The 18,589-nt window shown below is 73.7% G+C and carries 15 protein-coding genes and 1 tRNA gene; 1 reads left to right on the top strand and 15 read right to left on the bottom strand.

Features of this window, described 5'->3' with window-relative positions; all coding sequences use genetic code 11:
• Window positions 1–16: 16 nt before the first annotated feature.
• Genes J1M37_RS10590 through J1M37_RS10560 form a run of 7 tightly spaced genes read right to left on the bottom strand, consistent with a single transcriptional unit; the run spans window position 17 to window position 8,323 of the window.
• On the bottom strand, window positions 17–1,054 hold the full coding sequence (locus J1M37_RS10590) for a glycosyltransferase family 4 protein (RefSeq protein ID WP_206452598.1): 1,038 nt from the start codon (window positions 1,052–1,054) through the stop codon (window positions 17–19).
• Window positions 1,051–2,187: a glycosyltransferase family 4 protein gene (locus J1M37_RS10585; RefSeq protein WP_342345146.1), complete on the bottom strand. Its 1,137-nt coding sequence runs from the start codon at window positions 2,185–2,187 to the stop codon at window positions 1,051–1,053. Before J1M37_RS10585 ends, J1M37_RS10590 begins: the two co-directional genes overlap by 4 nt.
• Window positions 2,178–4,421: an N-acetylneuraminate synthase family protein gene (locus J1M37_RS10580; RefSeq protein WP_206452597.1), complete on the bottom strand. Its 2,244-nt coding sequence runs from the start codon at window positions 4,419–4,421 to the stop codon at window positions 2,178–2,180. The genes J1M37_RS10585 and J1M37_RS10580 overlap by 10 nt, the downstream gene beginning before the upstream one ends.
• Complete coding sequence (locus J1M37_RS10575) at window positions 4,418–5,209, bottom strand: cytidylyltransferase domain-containing protein (protein ID WP_206452596.1); 792 nt, start codon at window positions 5,207–5,209, stop codon at window positions 4,418–4,420. The genes J1M37_RS10580 and J1M37_RS10575 overlap by 4 nt, the downstream gene beginning before the upstream one ends.
• Complete coding sequence (locus tag J1M37_RS10570) at window positions 5,206–6,345, bottom strand: RNA-binding protein (protein WP_206452595.1); 1,140 nt, start codon at window positions 6,343–6,345, stop codon at window positions 5,206–5,208. The genes J1M37_RS10575 and J1M37_RS10570 overlap by 4 nt, the downstream gene beginning before the upstream one ends.
• On the bottom strand, window positions 6,342–7,403 hold the full coding sequence (locus J1M37_RS10565) for a CgeB family protein (RefSeq protein WP_206452594.1): 1,062 nt from the start codon (window positions 7,401–7,403) through the stop codon (window positions 6,342–6,344). Before J1M37_RS10565 ends, J1M37_RS10570 begins: the two co-directional genes overlap by 4 nt.
• Window positions 7,400–8,323, bottom strand: a complete 924-nt coding sequence (locus J1M37_RS10560; RefSeq protein ID WP_206452593.1) for a glycosyltransferase family 2 protein — start codon at window positions 8,321–8,323, stop codon at window positions 7,400–7,402. The genes J1M37_RS10565 and J1M37_RS10560 overlap by 4 nt, the downstream gene beginning before the upstream one ends.
• A 200-nt stretch (window positions 8,324–8,523) precedes the next feature.
• Here J1M37_RS10560 and J1M37_RS10555 point away from each other — a divergent pair, with 200 nt between their 5' ends.
• Entirely contained in the window at window positions 8,524–9,618 is a 1,095-nt protein-coding gene (locus tag J1M37_RS10555; protein WP_206452592.1) for a PqqD family peptide modification chaperone, read from the top strand.
• Between the two features lie 51 nt (window positions 9,619–9,669).
• Here J1M37_RS10555 and lepB read toward each other — a convergent pair whose 3' ends face one another.
• The 8 genes from lepB to rsmA all read right to left on the bottom strand — a co-directional run.
• Complete coding sequence (lepB, locus tag J1M37_RS10550) at window positions 9,670–10,422, bottom strand: signal peptidase I (protein ID WP_206452591.1); 753 nt, start codon at window positions 10,420–10,422, stop codon at window positions 9,670–9,672.
• 2 nt (window positions 10,423–10,424) lie between these two features.
• The gene (locus tag J1M37_RS10545; RefSeq protein ID WP_020627447.1) at window positions 10,425–11,405 is read right to left on the bottom strand and encodes a ribose-phosphate diphosphokinase; all 981 of its coding nucleotides are present in this window, start codon (window positions 11,403–11,405) and stop codon (window positions 10,425–10,427) included.
• A gap of 111 nt (window positions 11,406–11,516) precedes the next feature.
• Window positions 11,517–13,010: a bifunctional UDP-N-acetylglucosamine diphosphorylase/glucosamine-1-phosphate N-acetyltransferase GlmU gene (gene glmU / locus J1M37_RS10540; protein ID WP_206452590.1), complete on the bottom strand. Its 1,494-nt coding sequence runs from the start codon at window positions 13,008–13,010 to the stop codon at window positions 11,517–11,519.
• Window positions 13,011–13,047: 37 nt separating this feature from the next.
• Window positions 13,048–13,119, bottom strand: a tRNA-Gln gene (locus J1M37_RS10535).
• Window positions 13,120–13,183: 64 nt separating this feature from the next.
• Entirely contained in the window at window positions 13,184–14,677 is a 1,494-nt protein-coding gene (locus tag J1M37_RS10530; protein ID WP_342345145.1) for a sugar transferase, read from the bottom strand.
• A gap of 141 nt (window positions 14,678–14,818) precedes the next feature.
• Window positions 14,819–16,660: an ABC-F family ATP-binding cassette domain-containing protein gene (locus J1M37_RS10525; protein WP_206452589.1), complete on the bottom strand. Its 1,842-nt coding sequence runs from the start codon at window positions 16,658–16,660 to the stop codon at window positions 14,819–14,821.
• Window positions 16,661–16,725: 65 nt separating this feature from the next.
• Window positions 16,726–17,694, bottom strand: coding sequence for a 4-(cytidine 5'-diphospho)-2-C-methyl-D-erythritol kinase (locus J1M37_RS10520; RefSeq protein ID WP_206452588.1), 969 nt, complete (start codon window positions 17,692–17,694; stop codon window positions 16,726–16,728).
• Window positions 17,691–18,589 (bottom strand): 16S rRNA (adenine(1518)-N(6)/adenine(1519)-N(6))-dimethyltransferase RsmA (rsmA, locus tag J1M37_RS10515; protein ID WP_206452587.1); only part of this gene is annotated, 899 nt, incomplete at its 5' end. The genes rsmA and J1M37_RS10520, both read right to left, overlap by 4 nt.

The raw sequence follows: 18,589 nt of genomic DNA, 5'->3' as shown, positions 1-18,589 counted from the left end.
GAGTCCTCCGCGGGGTTCATAGGGACAGGTCATCCAGGAGCTCGGCGACGGCGGCGCGTCCGGCCTCGGGTGAGAACAGCGACGCCCAGCGGTGCCGCTGGGAGTGGGCCACCGTGCCCAGATCGACCGCGCGCACGGCCCGCAGGCAGTCCGCGAGCGCGGCCGCGTCTCGCTGCGGAACAACGAAGGGGTGAGCGCTGCCGACCACCTCGGGAACGGCCCCGGCATCGGAGGCCACCACCGGAACGCCCGCGGCCATCGCCTCGGCCGTCACCAGGCCGAAGACCTCGGCCCACTGCGACGGCACGGCCAGCACGTCCACGGTGGCCAGGAACTCGCCGGTGTCCTGCCAGCCGAGCACCTGGACGTCCTCACCGGCTGCCTTCAGGGCGGTGGCGAGCCGGTCGGCCTCGTCCTCCGCCACGAATCGGCTCTCCCCCGCGATACGGAACACGAAAGCACCCGGGTCGGTCTTCCGCAGCAGCGCGGCGGCCTCCAGCAGGGTGACGATGCCCTTGTCCTCGGACAGGCGGCCAAGGAAGCCCACGGTCACCGGCTCATCGGCACCGCGGGCCCGCCGTGTCTGCGGCGCCGTCGGGGCCGGAACCCAGTTGTGGAGCACGCGGGCCCCGCGGATGCGGTCCGCCGCGAACCGGGAGGGCACGAGAACCGCGAGCGCACCGGGACGCGCCAGGGCGGAGAACACGCGCAGAACCGGCTTCTCGGGCACCTGGTGCAGGTGAACGATCCGGCGCGGCCGACCGGCCAGCGCCGCGGCCGGCAGCAGCCCGTTGCACCACGCGATGTCGTCCTTGCCTCGGCCACGGTCCCAGGCCCGGAGAGCGCGCAGGTACCCCAGGCGTCCGGGCCCGCCCACGCGGACCACGTCGAAACCGTCCGCGGCCAGACGATCGGCGGTCTCGGCCGGGTGCACCGGGGCCACGACGCCCACGTCCCGCCCCAGCTCGCGCAGGGCCGTGGCGAGGTGGTGCAGCATCACCTCGCCGCCACCCACTTCGCCCTGGTTCGCCAGGATCCAGATGCGTCCGGTCATCCCAGGGTCTTCCCCACCCGGCGCCCGAGCACCTCGAGGGTCGCCTCGGCGGTCGCCCGGGCCATGGTCTCCACGTCGCCCACGCGCACCTCGCCCGGGCCGTCGGCGGCGGTACGCACGACGGCGTCGGCGATGGCCGCAGGCGTGGTCTCGTGCACCAGGCGCTCGGGCGGCAGGATCTCCCCGTTGCCGCCCACGTCCGTGGCGACGGCGGGCAGGCCGGCGGCCGCGGCGTCGAGCAGGGTGTAGCTGAGGTTCTCCCACGAGGAGAGCTGCACCAGCACGTCGTGCTCGGCCATGGTGCCCCACGGCTCCACGAAGCCGGGCAGGTCGACCGCATCCGCGACACCGAGGTCCTCGGCCTGAGCGCGCAGCTGCCCCTCCAGGGGACCCGAGCCGGCCAGCGTCAACCGCGCCCCGGGGTCGCGCTCCAGCAGGGCGGGCAGTGCGGCGATCAGCCGGTCGAGGTTCTTCTCGGGCGCCAGCCGGGACAGGGAGAGGATCCGCAGCCCCTCCCCCGGTGCGCGCCGCTGCCCCGCGGCCGCGGCGCGCACCGCGGGCACGTCCACGCCGTTGCGCACCACGGTGAGGGGCGCCCCCGCACCCCACTTGCGCCGGAGCACGTCCGCGGTGGACTGTGCCACCGCGATCACGAGGTCCGTGCCGCGCAGCCGGGCGCGGTGCGCGGCGTTCTTCACCCGGGCCGCGGCGGCGCGGTTGTACAGCCCGTCGTCCGGGGCGATCCCGTGCTCGGTGCTGAGCAGCGCCGGCGCACCGGCCCGCCGCCGGGCCCGTCCCGGGCCGAGCGCGGCGAAGGCCGCGAGGTCGGCGAAGGCCAGGTGCGTGTGGACCGCAGCCGGGCGCAGGGTGCGCACCGCCGTCCGGAGCGTCCGCACCGAGGCGGCCAGGCCGGCATCGGGCCCGACGTCCCCGGTGAACACCGCCGCGCCCTGCTCACGCAGGCGCTCGGCGAGCGGCCCCTCGGGGCAGAGCACCGCCAGACGCAGGCCGGGCAGGCCGGCGCGCGCGACGTCGAGGACGTGCCGGGCCACGCCGCCGAGGTCGGCGACGGGCACCACCCAAAGCGTCAGCGGGGCCGGAGTGGTCGTCGCGGCCTCGGGGATCACAGCCACTGCTCCAGGCGGTCCAGGGCCGTCCAGAAGCCCTCGCCGTTGTTGATGTGGCCCTGCCAGATCTCCGGGATGAAGCTCACCCCGGGGGCCAGGCGGTCCAGCTGCTCGCACAGCACGGGCCAGTCCACGTCACCCTCCCCGATCTGCGGTCCCTCCCCGTCCACACCGGTGGCGTCCACCAGGTGCAGGTGGATGGTGTGCGGGGCCAGCTTCTCCACCATCTCCGAGAAGGGGATCCCCAGGAACGTGGCCGAGAGCTTGGAGTGGGAGATGTCCAGGCACAGGGGCACCCCCGTGGCCTCCACGAACGCCACGGTGTCGTCCGGGTCCATGAAGAGGTTGTGGTACTGCTGACCGCCCATCAGCCACGGGAACGGCGGCAGCGTCTGCGCGGCGATCCGGATGCCGGAGGTGTCCAGGCGCTTCACGGCCTCGGCGATGCGCTCGTACTTCGGCAGCCGCTCCTCCGGGCGGATGTGCCGGTCCAGGGTGAACCCGCCCATGGTGATGACCATGATGGGCTCCTCCTCGTTCGGGAACCAGCGCTTCAGGTCCCGGGTGATGTCGATCGTGCGCTGCACCTCGGCGATCGAGCGCTCCCATACGGCGTCGTCGTCGCTGGCCAGATCCACGAGGAAGTCACCGGAGAAGATGTCCGGCAGGTGCGTGGTGAAGCCCATCGGCAGGGGCTCGCTGAACACCGAGTCGATGTCGATCTCGAGGTCCTTGTAGGAGAAGTGGAACTCCAGGAAGTCCGGGGTGCAGTCCTTCGTCAGCGCCTCGACGTCGTGGTAGCGCACCGGCAGGCCCCAGGGGCGCCGGAACTCGAACTGACGCCCGGTGGGCACCGTGTCCGTGAGGTCGCCGGCGAAGAAGAAGTCGCCCTCGGCCATCTCGCGGTGCAGAGTGCGGCCGACCAGGCGCGGCAGCTGGTTGGGCTGCAGACCGCGGCCCGGGGACTTCACGGTCACGTCCGCCTCGGTGATCGTGGCGCCCACCGCGATCGGCCGGGCGGCCACGAGGGACTTGGCCAGGTTGATGCGGTTCATCGCCTCGCCCGTGGAGACCACACGCTCGTTCCCGACGCCGATCGACTCCTCGATGTCCCGCGTCTGCCGGACCATCTGCGCGAACTCCTCCGGCAGGAGGGAGACCTTGTGGTCGTTGCCCTCGAGCCCCCGGTCCACGGTGAAGTGCTTCTCGATGATCGAGGCGCCCCGGGCCACCGCCGCCAGGGCCACGTGGAAGCCGCGCTCGTGCCCCGAGTAGCCCACCGGCGTCTGCGCGATCTCCGCGAGCCGGTCCAGGTAGGCCAGATTCACGTCCTTGTAGGGGGCGGGGTACGTGGACTGGGCGTGCAGCATCGCGAAGGGGACGCCGAAGGAGCGCACGAGGGCCACCGCCTCGCGGATCTCCTCCTCCCGGGACATGCCGGTGGAGAGCACCATCGGCAGGCCGGAGGCGGCCGCGTCCCGCAGCAGCCCGTGGTTCGTCAGGTCCGCCGAGGCGATCTTCACGCCGTCCACCGGATACTCGCGCAGCACCCGCATGGACGGGGCGTCCCACGGGGTGCACATCAGGGCGACGCCGGCGTCCCGGACGTGGTCGAACACCCGCACCATGTCGGCGGCGGAGAGCGAGAACTTGGCCAGCTCGTCCAGGGTGCGCTGGGCCCCCAGGTCCTCGCCGGCGGTGGCCGCGCCGGACTGCCGGTACAGGGCGTCCATGTCCCGCAGCTGGAACTTCACGGCGTCCGCGCCCGCCTCGACGGCCAGGTCCACGAGACGGCGGGCCAGGTCCACATCGCCCTGGTGGTTGTTGCCGATCTCCGCGATCAGGAACGCCGGGTGGCCCTCCCCGATCCGGTGCCCGCCGATCCGCAGCTCCGCCTCCCGGTTGATCGCCAGGGCCGTCAGGCGGCCGCGCTCGTCCAGCAGCGGCAGGTGCATCGCCCCGGCGGGCAGGGCCTCGCGCATCTCGGCCGGGGAGGCACCCAGGGACGCCGTCACCGGGTCGCGATGGGCGACGTCGGCCGCGGCCACGTCCAGCGACGCCTCCGGATGCTCCACGAGCCAGCGGCGCACGTCCCCGTCCGTCAGGGAGCCGACGAGGAAGCCGTGGGAGTCCACCACGAACACGGTGCGCTCGCGGTTGTCGGTCATCTTGTGCAGGGCGACCAGGAGCGAGTCCTCGGGGAAGACGAGGTAGGGGGTGAGCCTGCGTTCGATGATCACTGCGCGCCTCCGGGGGTGCGGTTCGGGCCGGTGGTGGGGGTCTCGGCGGTGTACGGGGCACCGAGGTCGGGGCGGTGCTGGAGCACCTTCTGGACCGCCAGGTACTGGTCCATCTGCTGCTCGGCCAGGGCGAAGTCCAGCTCGGTGTCGATGTCCACGCCCTCGAGGTCGTCGAGCTCCAGCATGCCGATCCGGCCGCCGAGCCGGTTGTGCAGCCGGTCATAGACCCAGGGGCGCGTCACGTAGAGGGACCCGTTCTCGCGGAACCGCAGGTCGGTGCGCGTCATGTCCTGCCGGCGCTTGCGCGCCGTGACGTCGAAGTCCGGGATCGGGTCCCCATCGGGATCCTCGGGATGGCGCCACAGGAACGGGGACACCGGGACGACGCCGACCAGCGAGTCCACCCCCGTCTGCCGGAACTGCCGCACGGCGCGGTCCAGGGTGCCGGGCAGGCGGAGCGGGCTGGTGGCCTGGAGCAGCATCACGCCCTCGGGTTCGACGCCGGCCGCGCGCTCGGCCGCGAGCACGTGCTCGATCACGGGCTCAGTGGGGGTCGAGTCCTGGGCCAGGTGGGCCGGGCGCAGGCCCGGCACGTCCGCGCCGTAGCGGAGGGCGACCTCGGCGATCTCGGCCGAGTCCGTGGAGACCACCACGTGCAGGTCCTCCTCCGCCTCGAGGGCGGCCTGGATGGTCCAGGCCACGAGCGGGTGGCCGCCCAGGAGGCGGATGTTCTTGCCGGGCAGCCCCCGGGACCCGCCGCGCACGGGGATGACGCACAGGATGCTCACGCGGTCTCCTTCCAGACGTGTTCGGCGATCGCGGCCGCGGGGTCCGCGGTCGCGATCGCCGAACACGTCTGGAAGGAGACCGCGTGAGCGTGCGGATCGACGACGCCGGGCCGCCACCGGGTCATGCCGTAGCGCCGCCAGAACCCCTCGAGCCAGGCGGGCGGGTCCGGGTGGACGGCCCACGCGGGTCTGCCGGCCTGCGCGGCCTCGAGGATCCCGGTGGAGAAGACGGCGGCCACGGGCCCGCGCGTGGCGACGAGGGGCGCCCCGGCGTCGTCGATCCGCACACCGGCCCTGCGCCAGGCCGCGTGCTGGCCGCGGGAGAGGCGGTCCCGCTCGGCCGGGTGGGGGCGGTAGGCGGCGCCGGTGGCCCGCACGTACTGTTCGGCGGCCGCGGCGAAGTCCCGGCGGGGCAGCTCGGCGCCGTGCAGCTGACCGAGGAACACCCCGGGGCCGTCGTCCCCGGCGCCCGAGAGCGCGGGCGCGGTCCGGCGGGCCTGCTCCAGCAGCGCCGAGCCCACCGGGACGGCCTCCACATCGGCGCGGCCCTGGGTCCACCAGTCCGCGTCCGTGCTCGTGAAGGCGTACAGGGTGGCGTCCTGCGGGACGGGCGGCGTGGACACGGCCAGCAGCCCGTGCTGGACGACGCCGATGCGCGCCCCCCGCTGCCGGGCCCAGCGCACGGCGGCGCGACCCGAGGGCAGGTACTCCCCCGCCACCAGGACGCGGCGGAGCCCGGACAGGCGATCCCTCACGACGTCGGCGGTGGCGGCGTGCTCCCGGTGGCCCGCGGCCCCGGGCAGGGCGGGTGCGTCACCGGCGGGCAGCACCCAGCCGACCCCGGCGGCTGCCTCCGGCCGCACCGTGGCCAGGGCGGCCACGGGCGAGGCCAGCGCGGCCAGCTGCGTGGGGCCGAAGGACTCCAGGGCGACGAGGGTGTGCACGTCCCCCGCCGGCAGGAGCAGGCGCGGGACGTCGTCGCCGGTGAACCGGCGGCGTGTCAGGGCGCCGGCCACGCCGCGCACGGTCGAGCGCGCGGTGTCCGCGGCCCGCCGGGTCAGTGGCCACTGGGCGCGCTGCCACGCGTGCCAGCGCGGCAGGTCCTCGGAGCGCCAGAAGAGGGGCGCGTCGGTCATGCCCACCACCCCTGGGCCATGGCCGCCCGGTGCGCGAACGTGTGCTCCGCGTGCGACCGGCGGCGGCCGGCCTCCCGGATGCGCGCTCCCCAGGCGGGATCCGCGACGACCCGGCGGCCCAGCTCGATGAGGTGGTCCGCGTCCTCGAAGACGAGCACCTCCTCGTCCGGGACGTAGAACTCGGCCACGTCGGCCCGATCGACCAGCTGGAGACCGCCCATGCCGGGCACCTCGAAGGTCCGCATCGCGTGGCCGGCCTGCAGGCCGTGGATGTTGATGGCGCCCGCGGCGGCCGCCTGCACGGCGTACGCCTCCTCGAGGGGGATGTCCCGTTCGGCCGGCAGGTCCGGCCGGGTCAGCTCCCACGTGCGCAGGCGGTCCACCGGGTGGTGGCTCCATTGACGCCCGTAGGCGCGCACCGGCACCCCGGCCGCGGCCAGGCGCGAGAGCAGCTCCACGCGGTTCGGGTAGCGCGAGCCCACGAAGACCAGCTCGTCGCGCCGCGGCACCTCCGGCAGCGCCATCGCCGGGTCGAAACCGTTGGGCATGTAGTGCGCGTCCACGCCCTCGCCGGCCAGCAGCTCGGCCTCGGAGCGGGCGTAGCTGAGCACCGGCCCGACGGAGCGCAGGAACTCCATCGAGTAGTCGTGCCGCGCGAGGTCGTCGTACAGCCAGAGCATGCGGGGCAGGCCCGCATCGAGGATCGCGGACCAGAAGTCCTCGCCCAGCGAGTCCCCCTTGATCACGAGCACGCGGTCCGGCCGGGCCTTGCGCAGCGCGGCCACGGCCCGCCCCGTGTCCCAGGCGACCCGCGCGGCCGTGCGGTCCACGCCCGCCTTCTGCGGCAGCTCGAGCAGCCCCTTGTTCCGCAGCTTCATGCCGAGCGTGGCGTAGGCGTCGTAGCAGTGCACCGTGACGTCGAAGCCCTGGGCCGCCCACGCCGCCGCGATGGAGCGGTGGTAGCCGTGGAACGCCGGCGAGACCAGGAACAGCCGTTCCGGTGAGCGGCCGCCCCGCGCGTCGGGCGGCGCCGGCACGGTGTAGCCGGTGGCGCTCATCGGCGCCGCCCCTTCCAGACCAGCGCGTGCTCGTCCCGGAGCACGGCGCGGGCGTCCACGTCCACACCCCGGGCCTGCCGGAGCGCGTTCACGGCGAAGTTCGCCCCGGTGGCCGCGGTGAGCGCGGCCTTGAGGACCCGGGGGTGACCGAATTTCCGGGCGTAGCGGTACCGGGAGTCCACCAGCCAGCCGCGCCGGCGCAGCGGATCGGAGGATCCGCCGGATGCGTGCGGCACACGGACGGCCGGCACCACGATCGACGGCACACCGTGCTCGCGCAGGCGGCGCTGCAGATCGACCTCCTCGGAGTTCATGAAGTACTCCTCGTCGAACCCGCCGACGGCGCGGACCTGCGCCATCGGCAGGAGCAGCACGGCGCCCATCACCCAGTCGACCGCCACGGGCGAGACGGACCGGGCCGCCGCGACGTCGTGCCCCACGGCCTCGTGGAGCACGTCCAGGTGGCGGAAGCGGGCCAGCGGGGTCAGCCACTCGACGGTCTGGTGCAGCACCGTGGGGAAGTGCCGCCCGGACCACTGCGGCGTGCCGTCCTCGTTGACGACCTGCGGACTGACCACGGCTGGCTGGTACGGAGCGGCCGCAACCACCAGCGCGTCGATCTGCGCCCCCGTGATCTCGGCGTCCGAGTTGAGGACCAGGGCCAGCTCGGTGGTGGCCGCGGCCAGGCCGGTGTTCACGTTCGCCCCGAACCCGCCGTTGCGCTCGCGGCGCACCACGGTCAGACGCGGATCGTGCGCCTCGGGGTACGGGGTGGGCGAGGCGTCGTCCGAGACCACGACGGCGGCCAGCGCGTCTCCGGGATCGCTCAGCAGGCGGTCGACGAGGGCGAGGGTGGGGGCCGGATCGCCGTAGTGCGGGATCACCACGGTCACCGCCGCCGTGGGCGACTGGGCTGCCATGCGGGCTCCTCCCTCAGCTCGGATGGAGGGCGCACCCAACGCCCGAGAACCTGCGACGAGTATAGAGAGCGTCTGGCGAGGGCCCGTGCCGCCCGACGGGGCGGCCTCGTGGCCGTCGACACAGTGATCGGTACACTGACCCGAGAATCACGGGATGGAGAGGGTGAGCCACGACCGGCTCCCAGGGGGAGGACGAAGCCATGTGCGAGACCACCGCGCTGCGCATCAACACCGGACTCGGTGCTGTGACGGTCAGCGGCCTCACGGGAGACGAGCGGGCGGAGGTCATCGAGTCCTGGGCCCGATGCGGTGTGGAGGCCGTGGAGCCGCCCGCCCACGCCGATGCGCACCGCGACGCCGACACCGCGCGTCCGTGGCTCCAGTGGCACGAGGACCTGGTGTCCCTGGCGACCTCGCGGGCGATCGAGTCCGCCCGCGGCACCCACCTGATGTTCCACGCCGCGTGCCTTGCCGCACCGGACACCGGGGAGGCGATCGTCCTGGTGGCGGCGTCCGGCACGGGCAAGACGACGGCCACGCGCCGGCTGGGACCCCATTTCGCCTACCTCACCGACGAGACGGCGATCATCGCACCGGACGGCCTGGCCGTCACGCCCTACCCCAAGCCGCTGTCCGTGCTGGGGTCACGGGGAGCGCGGCCGAAGGCCCAGCGAGGCCCGGACGACCTGGGTCTCGGCCCGACCCTTCCCGACGCCCGGCTGGCCCGGATCGCCGTGCTGGACCGCGTGCGGGACCCCGAGGGCTCGGTGCCGCCGCGGGCGGAGCCCATGGAGCTCGTGGCCGCGCTTGGGGCCCTCGTCCCCCAGACCTCCTCCCTCTCCCTGCTCCCCCGCGGTCTCGTGACGCTCTGCCGCGTCCTCGACGCGGTCGGCGGCGCCCAACGCCTGGTCTACGCCGAAGCGGAGGACCTGCGGGATGTCGTCGATGGCCTCCTGGCGGCCCCGCCCACGCCCGTCACCCCCGCCTGGGAGGCGCTCACCGATGAGGAGCTGCGGGCCTCGGTCGGTGCGGCGGTCCCGGGCGCGGTGGCCCGCTGCGCCGTCGACGACGGCATCCTGACCGACCACGGCCGCCTGGTCCTGCTCGCCTCGGACCGCCTGGTCGTGCTCGAAGGTCTGGGCCCGTCCGTCTGGCTCCTGCTGGACGAGCCGCGGACGGCCGCCGACGTGGTGGCCTGCCTCCGCGCCGAAGGACCCGTGCCCGAGGACGCCGAGGCCCGGGTGCGGGAGGCGATGGACGCCCTGATCGCCGTCCAGCTGGCCACGGCCGGCTGAGCCGGCCCGGCCCGGAGGCGGCCGGCGCCCAGGGCCCGCCCCCTCAGGAGATCAGTGCCCGCCCCAGTGCGTGGGCGGCCAGACGGTCACGAAGACCTCGCCGACGACGTCCTCGCGGGTGACGAAGCGGGCGCAGTCCCCGGCCTGGTCGGCGGGGACGCCGCGGCATGCGATCACGGAGTCGGCCGAGTTCGAGCGGTGGTCGCCGAGCACGAGCATCGAGTCCTCCGGCACGGTGACCGGCCCGAAGCAGCGCGCGGACATCACCTCGGACTCGCAGTCCAGCTCGTCCCGGAGGAACGGCAGGTCATTGTGGATGTACGGCTCGTCCAGGGGCTCCCCGTCCACGGTCACGGCGCCCTCGGCGGTGCAGCACTCCACGGTCTGCCCCGCGGTGCCGACCACGCGCTTGACCAGCGCCTGCTCGTGCGAGCGGCCGATGCCGGTGAGGTCGCCGAACGTGCGGACGGCGTTCTCCACGGCCCCCTCCGACGACGCGGGGGTCGCCCAGTCCTCGTTCGCCGTGAAGACCACCACGTCCTGGGAGTCGGCCATCCCGTCCGGATAGGCGGTGCGGTTGACCAGCATGCGGTCCCCCACCTCAAGGGTGTTCTCCATCGAGCCGGACGGCACCGAGTACACCTTCACCCACAGGGCCTGCACCACGGCGACGACCGCGATGGCCACCACCACGTTCACCAGCAGGGAGGCCCAGAACGGCAGGCGCGGACGGCGAGGCTGCGGCGCGGCGCCCGCCGCGCCGTCGACGTCGTCCCCCCGGTCCGGCTCGACGCGCTCGGCCATGGTCAGGCGACGCCGTCGAACAGGCTGGTGACCGAGCCGTCCTCGAAGACCTCGCGGATCGCGCGGGCGATCAGCGGGGCGATCGAGAGCACGGTGAGGGTCTCGAAGCGCTTCTCCTCCGGGATGGGCAGGGTGTTGGTCACCACGACCTCGCGGGCACCGCACTCGCCGAGACGCTGGGCGGCCGGGTCCGAGAACACCGCGTGCGTGGCGGCGATGATGACGTCCTTCGCGCCGGCGTCCTTGAGGATCTGCACGGCGCCGGCGATCGTGCCGCCGGTGTCGATCATGTCGTCGATCAGCACGCACACGCGGCCCTCGACGTCCCCGACCACGGTCTTGGACTCGGCCTTGTTCGGAACGGTGAGGTCCCGGCTCTTGTGCACGAAGCCCAGCGGCACGCCGCCCAGGCGGTCCGCCCACTGCTCCGCCACGCGCACGCGACCGGTGTCCGGGGAGACCACCGTGACCTCCTCGCCCTCCACGCTGGAGCGGATGTGGTCCGCCAGCAGCGGGATGGCGAACAGGTGGTCCACCGGGCCGTCGAAGAAGCCCTGGATCTGGGCGGTGTGCAGGTCCACGCTCATCACACGGGAGGCGCCGGCGGTCTTGTACAGGTCCGCCACGAGACGGGCCGAGATCGGCTCGCGGCCGCGGCCCTTCTTGTCCTGGCGGGCGTACGGGTAGAACGGCGAGACCACCGTGATGCGGCGGGCGGAGGCGCGCTTCATGGAGTCCACCATGATCAGCTGCTCCATGAGGTGGTTGTTCAGCGGCGCCGGGTGCGACTGGATGATGAACACGTCCTTGCCGCGCACCGACTCGCCCGAGCGCACGTAGATCTCGCCGTTGGCGAAGTCGTAGGCGCTCATGGGGAGCAGCTCGGTGCCCAGCTCCTCGGCGATCTCCTGCGCGAGCTCGGGGTGGGCGCGGCCCGTGGCCAGCACCAGTCGCTTGTCCTCGCTGCGGCTCAGCTCCGTCATGACGTCCTCAACATCCTTCGTGGTCTCGCGTTCCAGGACCGACGGCGTCCGGCGTCGGTGTCGGCCGCCCGGGGCGGCCCGGTCCTCACACCCATCCTAGGGCGCGAGGGATCAGCCCTCGGCGTCCGCGACCGTCACCCCGGCCGCCTCAGCGGCCTGCGCGGACGTGCTGCCGGGGCGCTTGGCGGGCACCCAGCCCTCGATGGTGCGCTGCGCCACGGCGTTCAGCGCCAGGGCGCCGGCCGGAACGTCGTCGCGGACCACCGCGCCGGCACCCGTGTAGGCGCCGTCGCCCACCGAGACCGGGGCCGTGAACACCGTGTTCGAGCCGGTGCGCACGTGCGCGCCGATCACGGTGCGGTGCTTGGCGACGCCGTCGTAGTTGGCGGTGATGTTGCCGCAGCCGATGTTGGTGTACTCGCCGATCTCGGCGTCCCCGGCGTAGCCCAGGTGGGAGAGCTTGGCGCCGCGGCCCACGGTCACGTTCTTGGTCTCGTAGAACGCGCCGATCCTGCCGTCCTCCCCCAGCACCGTGCCCGGGCGCAGGTAGGTGAACGGGCCGACGGTCGCGCCCGCGCCGATCGCGGCCTCCGTGGCGTCGGTGCGCTTCACCACGGCGCCCTCCCCCACCTGCGTGTCCGTGAGGGTGGAGTCCGGGCCGACGACGGCGCCCGTGGCCACCGACGTCGTGCCATGCAGCTGGGTGCCGGGCTTGAGCGTGACGTCCGAGGCGAGGGAGACGGTGACGTCCACCCACGTGGAGGACGGGTCGACGACCGTGACGCCCTCCTTCATCCAGCCGCGCAGCACGCGGTCGTTGAGCTGGCGGCCCAGGTCGGAGAGCTGGCGGCGGTCGTTGGCGCCCTCGACCTCCCACACGTCGTCCGTGCCCACCGAGGCGACGCGGCCGCCCTCAGCGCGGACCATGCCGAGCACGTCCGTGAGGTACTTCTCACCCTGCACGTTGTCCGTGGAGATCTCCGGCAGGGTGCGGCGCAGCAGGGCGGCGTCGAAGGCGTAGATGCCGGAGTTGACCTCGCGGATCGCCACGAAGGAGTCGTCCCCCGTGGACTCGGCGTGGGCGAGGGCGTCCTTGTGCTCCATGATCCGCTCCACGAGGCCCTCGGCGTCGCGGACGATGCGGCCGTAGCCCGTGGCGTCCTCGAGGGTGGCGGTGAGCACGGTGACGGCGTTGCCGTCCGCCTCGTGGTCCGCGACGAGCCGGGCGAGGGTCTCCGGGGTCAGCAGCGGGACGTCTCCGTAGGTCACCACGACGGTGCCCTCGAGGTCCGCGGGCAGGGCGGCCAGGCCCAGCTCGACGGCGCGGCCGGTGCCCGGCACGTCGTCCTGGTCGGCGATCGCCAGCGCGTCGATGCCCAGCTGGGCCGCCACCGTCTCGATGTGCTCGGCCACGCGGGCCCGCTCGTGCCGGACCACGGCCACGAGGTGCTCCGGCGCGAGCGACCAGGCCGCCGCGAGCGCGTGGCCCACGAGGGAGCGCCCCCCGATCGCGTGCATGATCTTCGGCGTCGTCGACTTCATGCGGGTGCCCTGGCCCGCGGCCAGGACGATCACGGCGGAGGGACGGGCGGACGGCTGGGACATGGGGGCTCCTGCACCGGTGGGGGTCAGAGGACGGGTGTTCCGCCCCTAGGATTCGAACCTAGACCGCACGGCTCCAAAGGCCGGCGTGCTGCCATTACACCAGGGCGGAGCGCCGGACCCCAGGGGGCGGCGACGACGGCCCATTCTTCCACACAGGTCGCGCGTATCCGGGGTCAATAGGCGCCGTCGGCGGCGACCACGGCCTTGACGGTCCGCCCCAGGATCACGAGGTCGCCCAGGATGGACCAGTTCTCCACGTAGTAGAGGTCCAGGCGGACCGCCTCCTCCCAGGGGAGGTCGGACCGGCCGGAAACCTGCCACAGGCCCGTGATGCCGGGCTGCACCAGGAAGCGGCGGTGCACGTACTGCTCGTAGGCCTCGACCTCGTGCGGCAGGTGGGGCCTCGGGCCCACGAGGGACATGTCCCCCCGCAGCACGTTCACGAGCTGGGGCAGCTCGTCGATGCTGGTGCGGCGGATGAACTTGCCGACCTTCGTGATGCGCGGGTCGTCCTTCATCTTGAACAGCACGTCCGCATCCCCGCCGTCCGAGACGAGCCGCTGCCGGATCTCCTCGGCGTCCACCACCATGGAGCGGAACTTGAGCATGGTGAACGGCCTGCCGCCGAGACCGATGCGCTCCTGCCGGAACAGCACCGGCCCGCCGTCCGTGGCCTTGACCGCGATCGCGACGGCGATCAGCAGCGGCGAGATGGCGATCAGGCCCAGACCCGACGCGACGACGTCGAACGCCCGCTTGACGAACGCCTTGCCCTCGGAGAGGCGCGGGGTGGAGAGGTGGATGAGCGGCAGACCCGCGAGGGGCTGCGTGTGGAGGCGGGGTCCGGCGACGTCCACGAGGGCGGGCGCCATGATCAGGGAGACGCCGCGCTCCTGCAGCTCCCAGCCCAGTCGGCGGACGTCTCCGGGGACGAACGGGTGGCCCGAGGTGATCACCACGGCTTCGACGTCGCGCTCCTCCACGAGGGCGACCACGTCCTCCACGGTGTCCAGGTCCGTGGAGACCGGTATCGGGAGGTAGTCCTCCCGCCGGGCCTTGTATCCGACGAGAGCCGCCGCCACGGGGGCGTAGCCGGCGCCGGCCTCGGAGTCGAGGGTCTGGAAGATGTGCCGGACCGCCTTCGGGCCGCCGACGAGCAGGAGCCGCCGCCGGAACCTGCCGCGGTGTCGCTGCCGCGCCACCCACCCGCGCACGAGGAACCGGCCCAGCAGGAGCAGGAGGACACCCAGCGGCAGAGCCAGGCCCACGTAGCCGCGCGCCACGTCGAGACCTGCCGCATAGGCGAGGATCGCGAAGGTGCCGAAGAGATAGAGAGTGCCCTGCAGGACCCGCTTGTACTCCTCGCTGCCCGCCCCCAGGATCCGGATGTCCCGCGACCCCTGGATGCTCAGCGCGAGCACCCACGCCGCGCTCAGCGTGAGGCTGATGGTGCCGTAGTCGATGAGTTCGGCGCCGGGGAGGGTGATGCTTCGCGAGGCGCCGAAGCGGAGCTGGGCCGAGACGAAGGTGGCGAGCAGCACCGCGACGAGGTCCACGATGAGGACGAGCAGCGGGAGGCCGCGTTCCCAGGGCCGACCCAGGACACGACCGCGGACGCTCGACCCCCTCCGGGGCATGGTCGAGTCGTCGCCGGGATGCGCGATCACGCTCTGCTCCTCCGTCCTGACGCGGGGGATGGTCCACGTCACATGGGGTCGGGCATGGTGCTGTGCCCCAGCCCTCGATTATAGGGCGGAGACAGCAGCCGGCTGTGACACCTGCCGCACTCTCCTGTGCGCGCCCGCCGGTCAGTCCCCTTCGGCGAGTTCAGCGGCCTGCAGCCACTCCTCCTCCAGGACGTCCAGCTGCGCGTCGAGGTCCTTCAGGTCGGCGGAGGCCGCGGTGAGGGCGTCGAAGTCCTGCGCCTGCCCCAGCTCGGCCATCCGCGCCTCGAGGCCGGACCTGCGGTCCCGGAGCCGGGTGATCTGCTTCTCGAGCCGGGCCATCTCCTTGCGGGCCAGCCGACGCTCCGCCTCGGTGGGTCCGGTGTCCTCCTCCGGTCCGCCCATGCCCGCGCACGTCCCGACGACGTCGTTGCGGCCTCGGGCCGCGCCGGCTCCCCGGGCCGGGCCGCCGGCGTCGTCCATCGCGGCGCGCAGCTCGAGGTACTGGTCCACCCCGCCCGGCAGGCCGCGGACCTTGCCGTCCCCGAGCAGGGCGACCTGGTGGTCGGTGACGCGCTCGAGCAGGTAACGGTCATGGGAGACCACCACCAGTGTCCCGGGCCACCCGTCCAGCACGTCCTCGACGGCGGCCAGGGTGTCCGTGTCCAGGTCGTTGGTCGGCTCGTCGAGCATGAGGACGTTGGGCTCGCCCACGAGCAGGCGCAGCAGCTGCAGGCGCCGGCGCTCGCCGCCCGAGAGCTCCGAGACCTGAGTCCACTGCCGGGAGGTGCCGAAGCCGAGCATCTCGAGCAGCTGGCCGGAGGACATCTCGCGGTCACCGACCTGGAAGGACGAGCCCTCGCGGGCCATGACTTCGGCGACGCGCAGGTGGGCGACGTCGTCGAGCTCCTTCACGTCCTGGGTGAGGGTGGCCGAGACCACCGTCTTGCCGCGCTTCACCCGCCCCGAGTCCGGAGCGATGCGGCCGTCGAGCAGGCGCAGCAGGGTCGACTTGCCCGCACCGTTGACGCCGACCACGCCGAGCCGCTCGCCGGGTGCCAGGCGCAGGGTGACGTCGTCGAGGATCGGCTTCTCCCCCAGCGTCAGACTCACGTGCTCGAGGTCGAGGACGTCCTTGCCGAGCCGGGCCGTGGCCATCTTCGCCAGGGACACCGAGTCACGCGGGGCCGGGACGTCCTCGATGATGGCGTTGGCCGCCTCGATGCGGAACTTCGGCTTGGACGTGCGCGCCGGGGCGCCACGGCGCAGCCAGGCGAGCTCCTTCTTCACGAGCTGCTGACGCTTCTGCTCCGTCACCGCCGCCTGCCGGGAGCGCTCCGCGCGCGCGAGCACCCACGCCGCGTAGCCGCCGTCGAACGGGTCCACCGTGGCGTCGTGCACCTCCCACGTGCGCGTGCAGACCTCGTCGAGGAACCACCGGTCGTGGGTGACCACCACGAGGCCGCCGTCGGTGGGGCGCCAGCGCTGCGTCAGGTGGCGGGCGAGCCACGCGACGCCCTCGACGTCCAGGTGGTTGGTGGGCTCGTCGAGGAAGAGGACGTCGTCGTCCCCGGCGAGCAGACGGGCCAGGGCGACGCGCCGGCGCTGGCCGCCGGAGAGGCCCCGCACGGACTGCTCCAAGTCGAAGCCGTCGAGGAGTCCGCCCAGGACGTCCCGGACCTTGGGGTCCGAGGCCCACACGTGGTCGTCCACGTCCCCGACCACGGCCTGACGCACGGTGTGCTCCGGGTCGAGCCGGTCCTGCTGGTCCAGCACGCCCACGCGGACGCCGCCGCGGCGGGTGACGCGGCCCGTGTCGGGTGCCTGGAGGCCGGCGAGGATGCGCATGAGGGTGGACTTGCCGTCACCGTTGCGGCCCACGAGTCCGATCCGGTCCCCCTCATCCACGCCGAGGGAGAGGCCCTCGAGGACGGTGCGGGTTCCGAAGGCGATGCCGATGTTCTCGGCGCCGAGCAGGTGGGCCATGGAGGAGGTGGTCCTTTCCGGACGGAGGAGGGGTGGTCGGGTGCGGCGGAGTGCGCCGCCGGGTGTCAGAGCACGTGGGCGCCGGGCACGGGGCCGTGGACGGGGAGGGCGCGCACGCCCGTGCGCTCCTCGATGGCCGAGGCCAGCCGCAGCGCGGAGGCCTCGTCCTGCGCCACGAAGAGCAGGGTGGGGCCGGAGCCGGAGACCATGCCGCGCAGCGCGCCTTCGTCCATACCGAGATCGAGGACGTCCGAGAGCTCGGGGAACAGGACGACGGCCGGGGTCTGCAGGTCGTTGTCCATGGCGGTGGCGAGTTCGAGCGGGTCCGCCGCGGTGAGGGCCCGCAGGACGGCCTCGTTCACCTCCGGGCGCGTCGGCCCGTCGGGCAGGTGGCCCTCCCGGCGCAGCTCGTCCAGGGTCTGGAAGACCACGGGGGTGGACAGCCCGGCGTCCGCCGGGACGAGGACGAGGTGCACCGGGGTGCGGGCCGCGACGGGGGTCAGCTCCGCCCCGGTCCCGAGCCCGACGGCGGCCCCGCCCAGCACGCTGAAGGGCACGTCCGCGCCCAGCGGGGCGGCCAGCTCGGCGAGCTCGGCGCGGGTGTGCCCGGTCTCCCACAGGACGCTGCACGCGAGCAGCGCGGCGGCCGCGTCGGCGGAGCCGCCGCCCATGCCGCCCGCGACCGGGACCTGCTTGGCGACCTCGAGGTGGACGCCGTGGGTGTCAGGATCGAGCCCGAGGGTGCGCCGCAGGTGTGCGGCGGCGCGGTGCGCGAGGTTGCGCTCGTCCCAGGGCACGTCCTGGGTGTCCACCAGACTGATGTGGCGGCCCGACGGGCCGACGGTGATCCTCCCGTCCGTGCGCGCGATCGCCGTGACGGTCTCCCGCAGGCTGACGGCCAGGTACACGGTGGCCACGGGGTGGTAGCCGTCCGCGCCGGGGGGTCCCACCCGCAGGGACAGGTTCACCTTGCCGGGGGCGCTGACCGTGACGTGCCGGGCCGTGGGGTCGAGGCCGAGGTCCTCCGTCGTCATGCAACCACCTCCTCCGCCGCACGCCGCGGGCCGTGCTCGGCGATCCGCGCGAAGGCCGCGATGTCCAGGGCCTCGCCGCGGGCGCGCGGGTCCACGCCGGCGGCCACCAGGGCGTCCTCCGCCGCCTGCGGCGACCCCGCCCAGGAGGCGAGCGCGGCGCGCAGGGTCTTGCGGCGCTGGGCGAAGGCGGCGTCCACCACGGCGAAGACCTCCCGGCGGGACGCGCCGCCCGTCGGCGGCTCGCGCCGGGTGAAGGCGACCAGCCCGGAGTGGATGCGCGGAGCCGGCCAGAACACCTGGGTGCCGATGGTGCCCGCCTTGCGCACGTCCGCGTACCAGGCCGCCTTGGCGGACGGCACGCCGTACACCTTGGAGCCGGGCCCGGCCGCGAGACGGTCCGCGACCTCCTCCTGCACCATCACCAGGCCGTGCCGCAGTCCCGGCAGGACCGCGAGCGCGTGCAGCAGCACGGGCACGGCCACGTTGTAGGGCAGGTTCGCCACGAGCGCGGTGGGGCCGCCGGCGGCGGTGGCGGGCCGGACCTCAGCCAGGGCCTGCTCGCTCAGCGTCATGGCGTCCGCGTGCAGCACGGCGAGGGCGTCCTCGGCCCCGGGGCGGAACTCGGCGGCGGTGCGCGGCAGGCGGGCGGCGGTGACCGGGTCGATCTCGACAGCGGTGACGGCGGCGGCCGCGTCCAGCAGGCCGAGGGTGAGCGAGCCCAGCCCGGGGCCGATCTCGAGCACGTGCTCGTCCGCGGTCACGTCCGCTGCCTGCACGATGCGCCGGATCGTGTTCGGGTCGATCACGAAGTTCTGGCCCCACTGCTTGGTGGGACGCAGGTCCAGCTCGGCGGCGATGCGCCGCACGTCCGCGGCGCTCAGCAGCGGGGCGGGGG

It is taken from the genome of Micrococcus sp. KRD012, assembly GCF_017168555.1.
In the GTDB taxonomy this organism is placed as follows: Bacteria; Actinomycetota; Actinomycetes; order Actinomycetales; family Micrococcaceae; genus Micrococcus; species Micrococcus luteus.
This window is presented reverse-complemented; position numbering and strand designations above follow the sequence as displayed.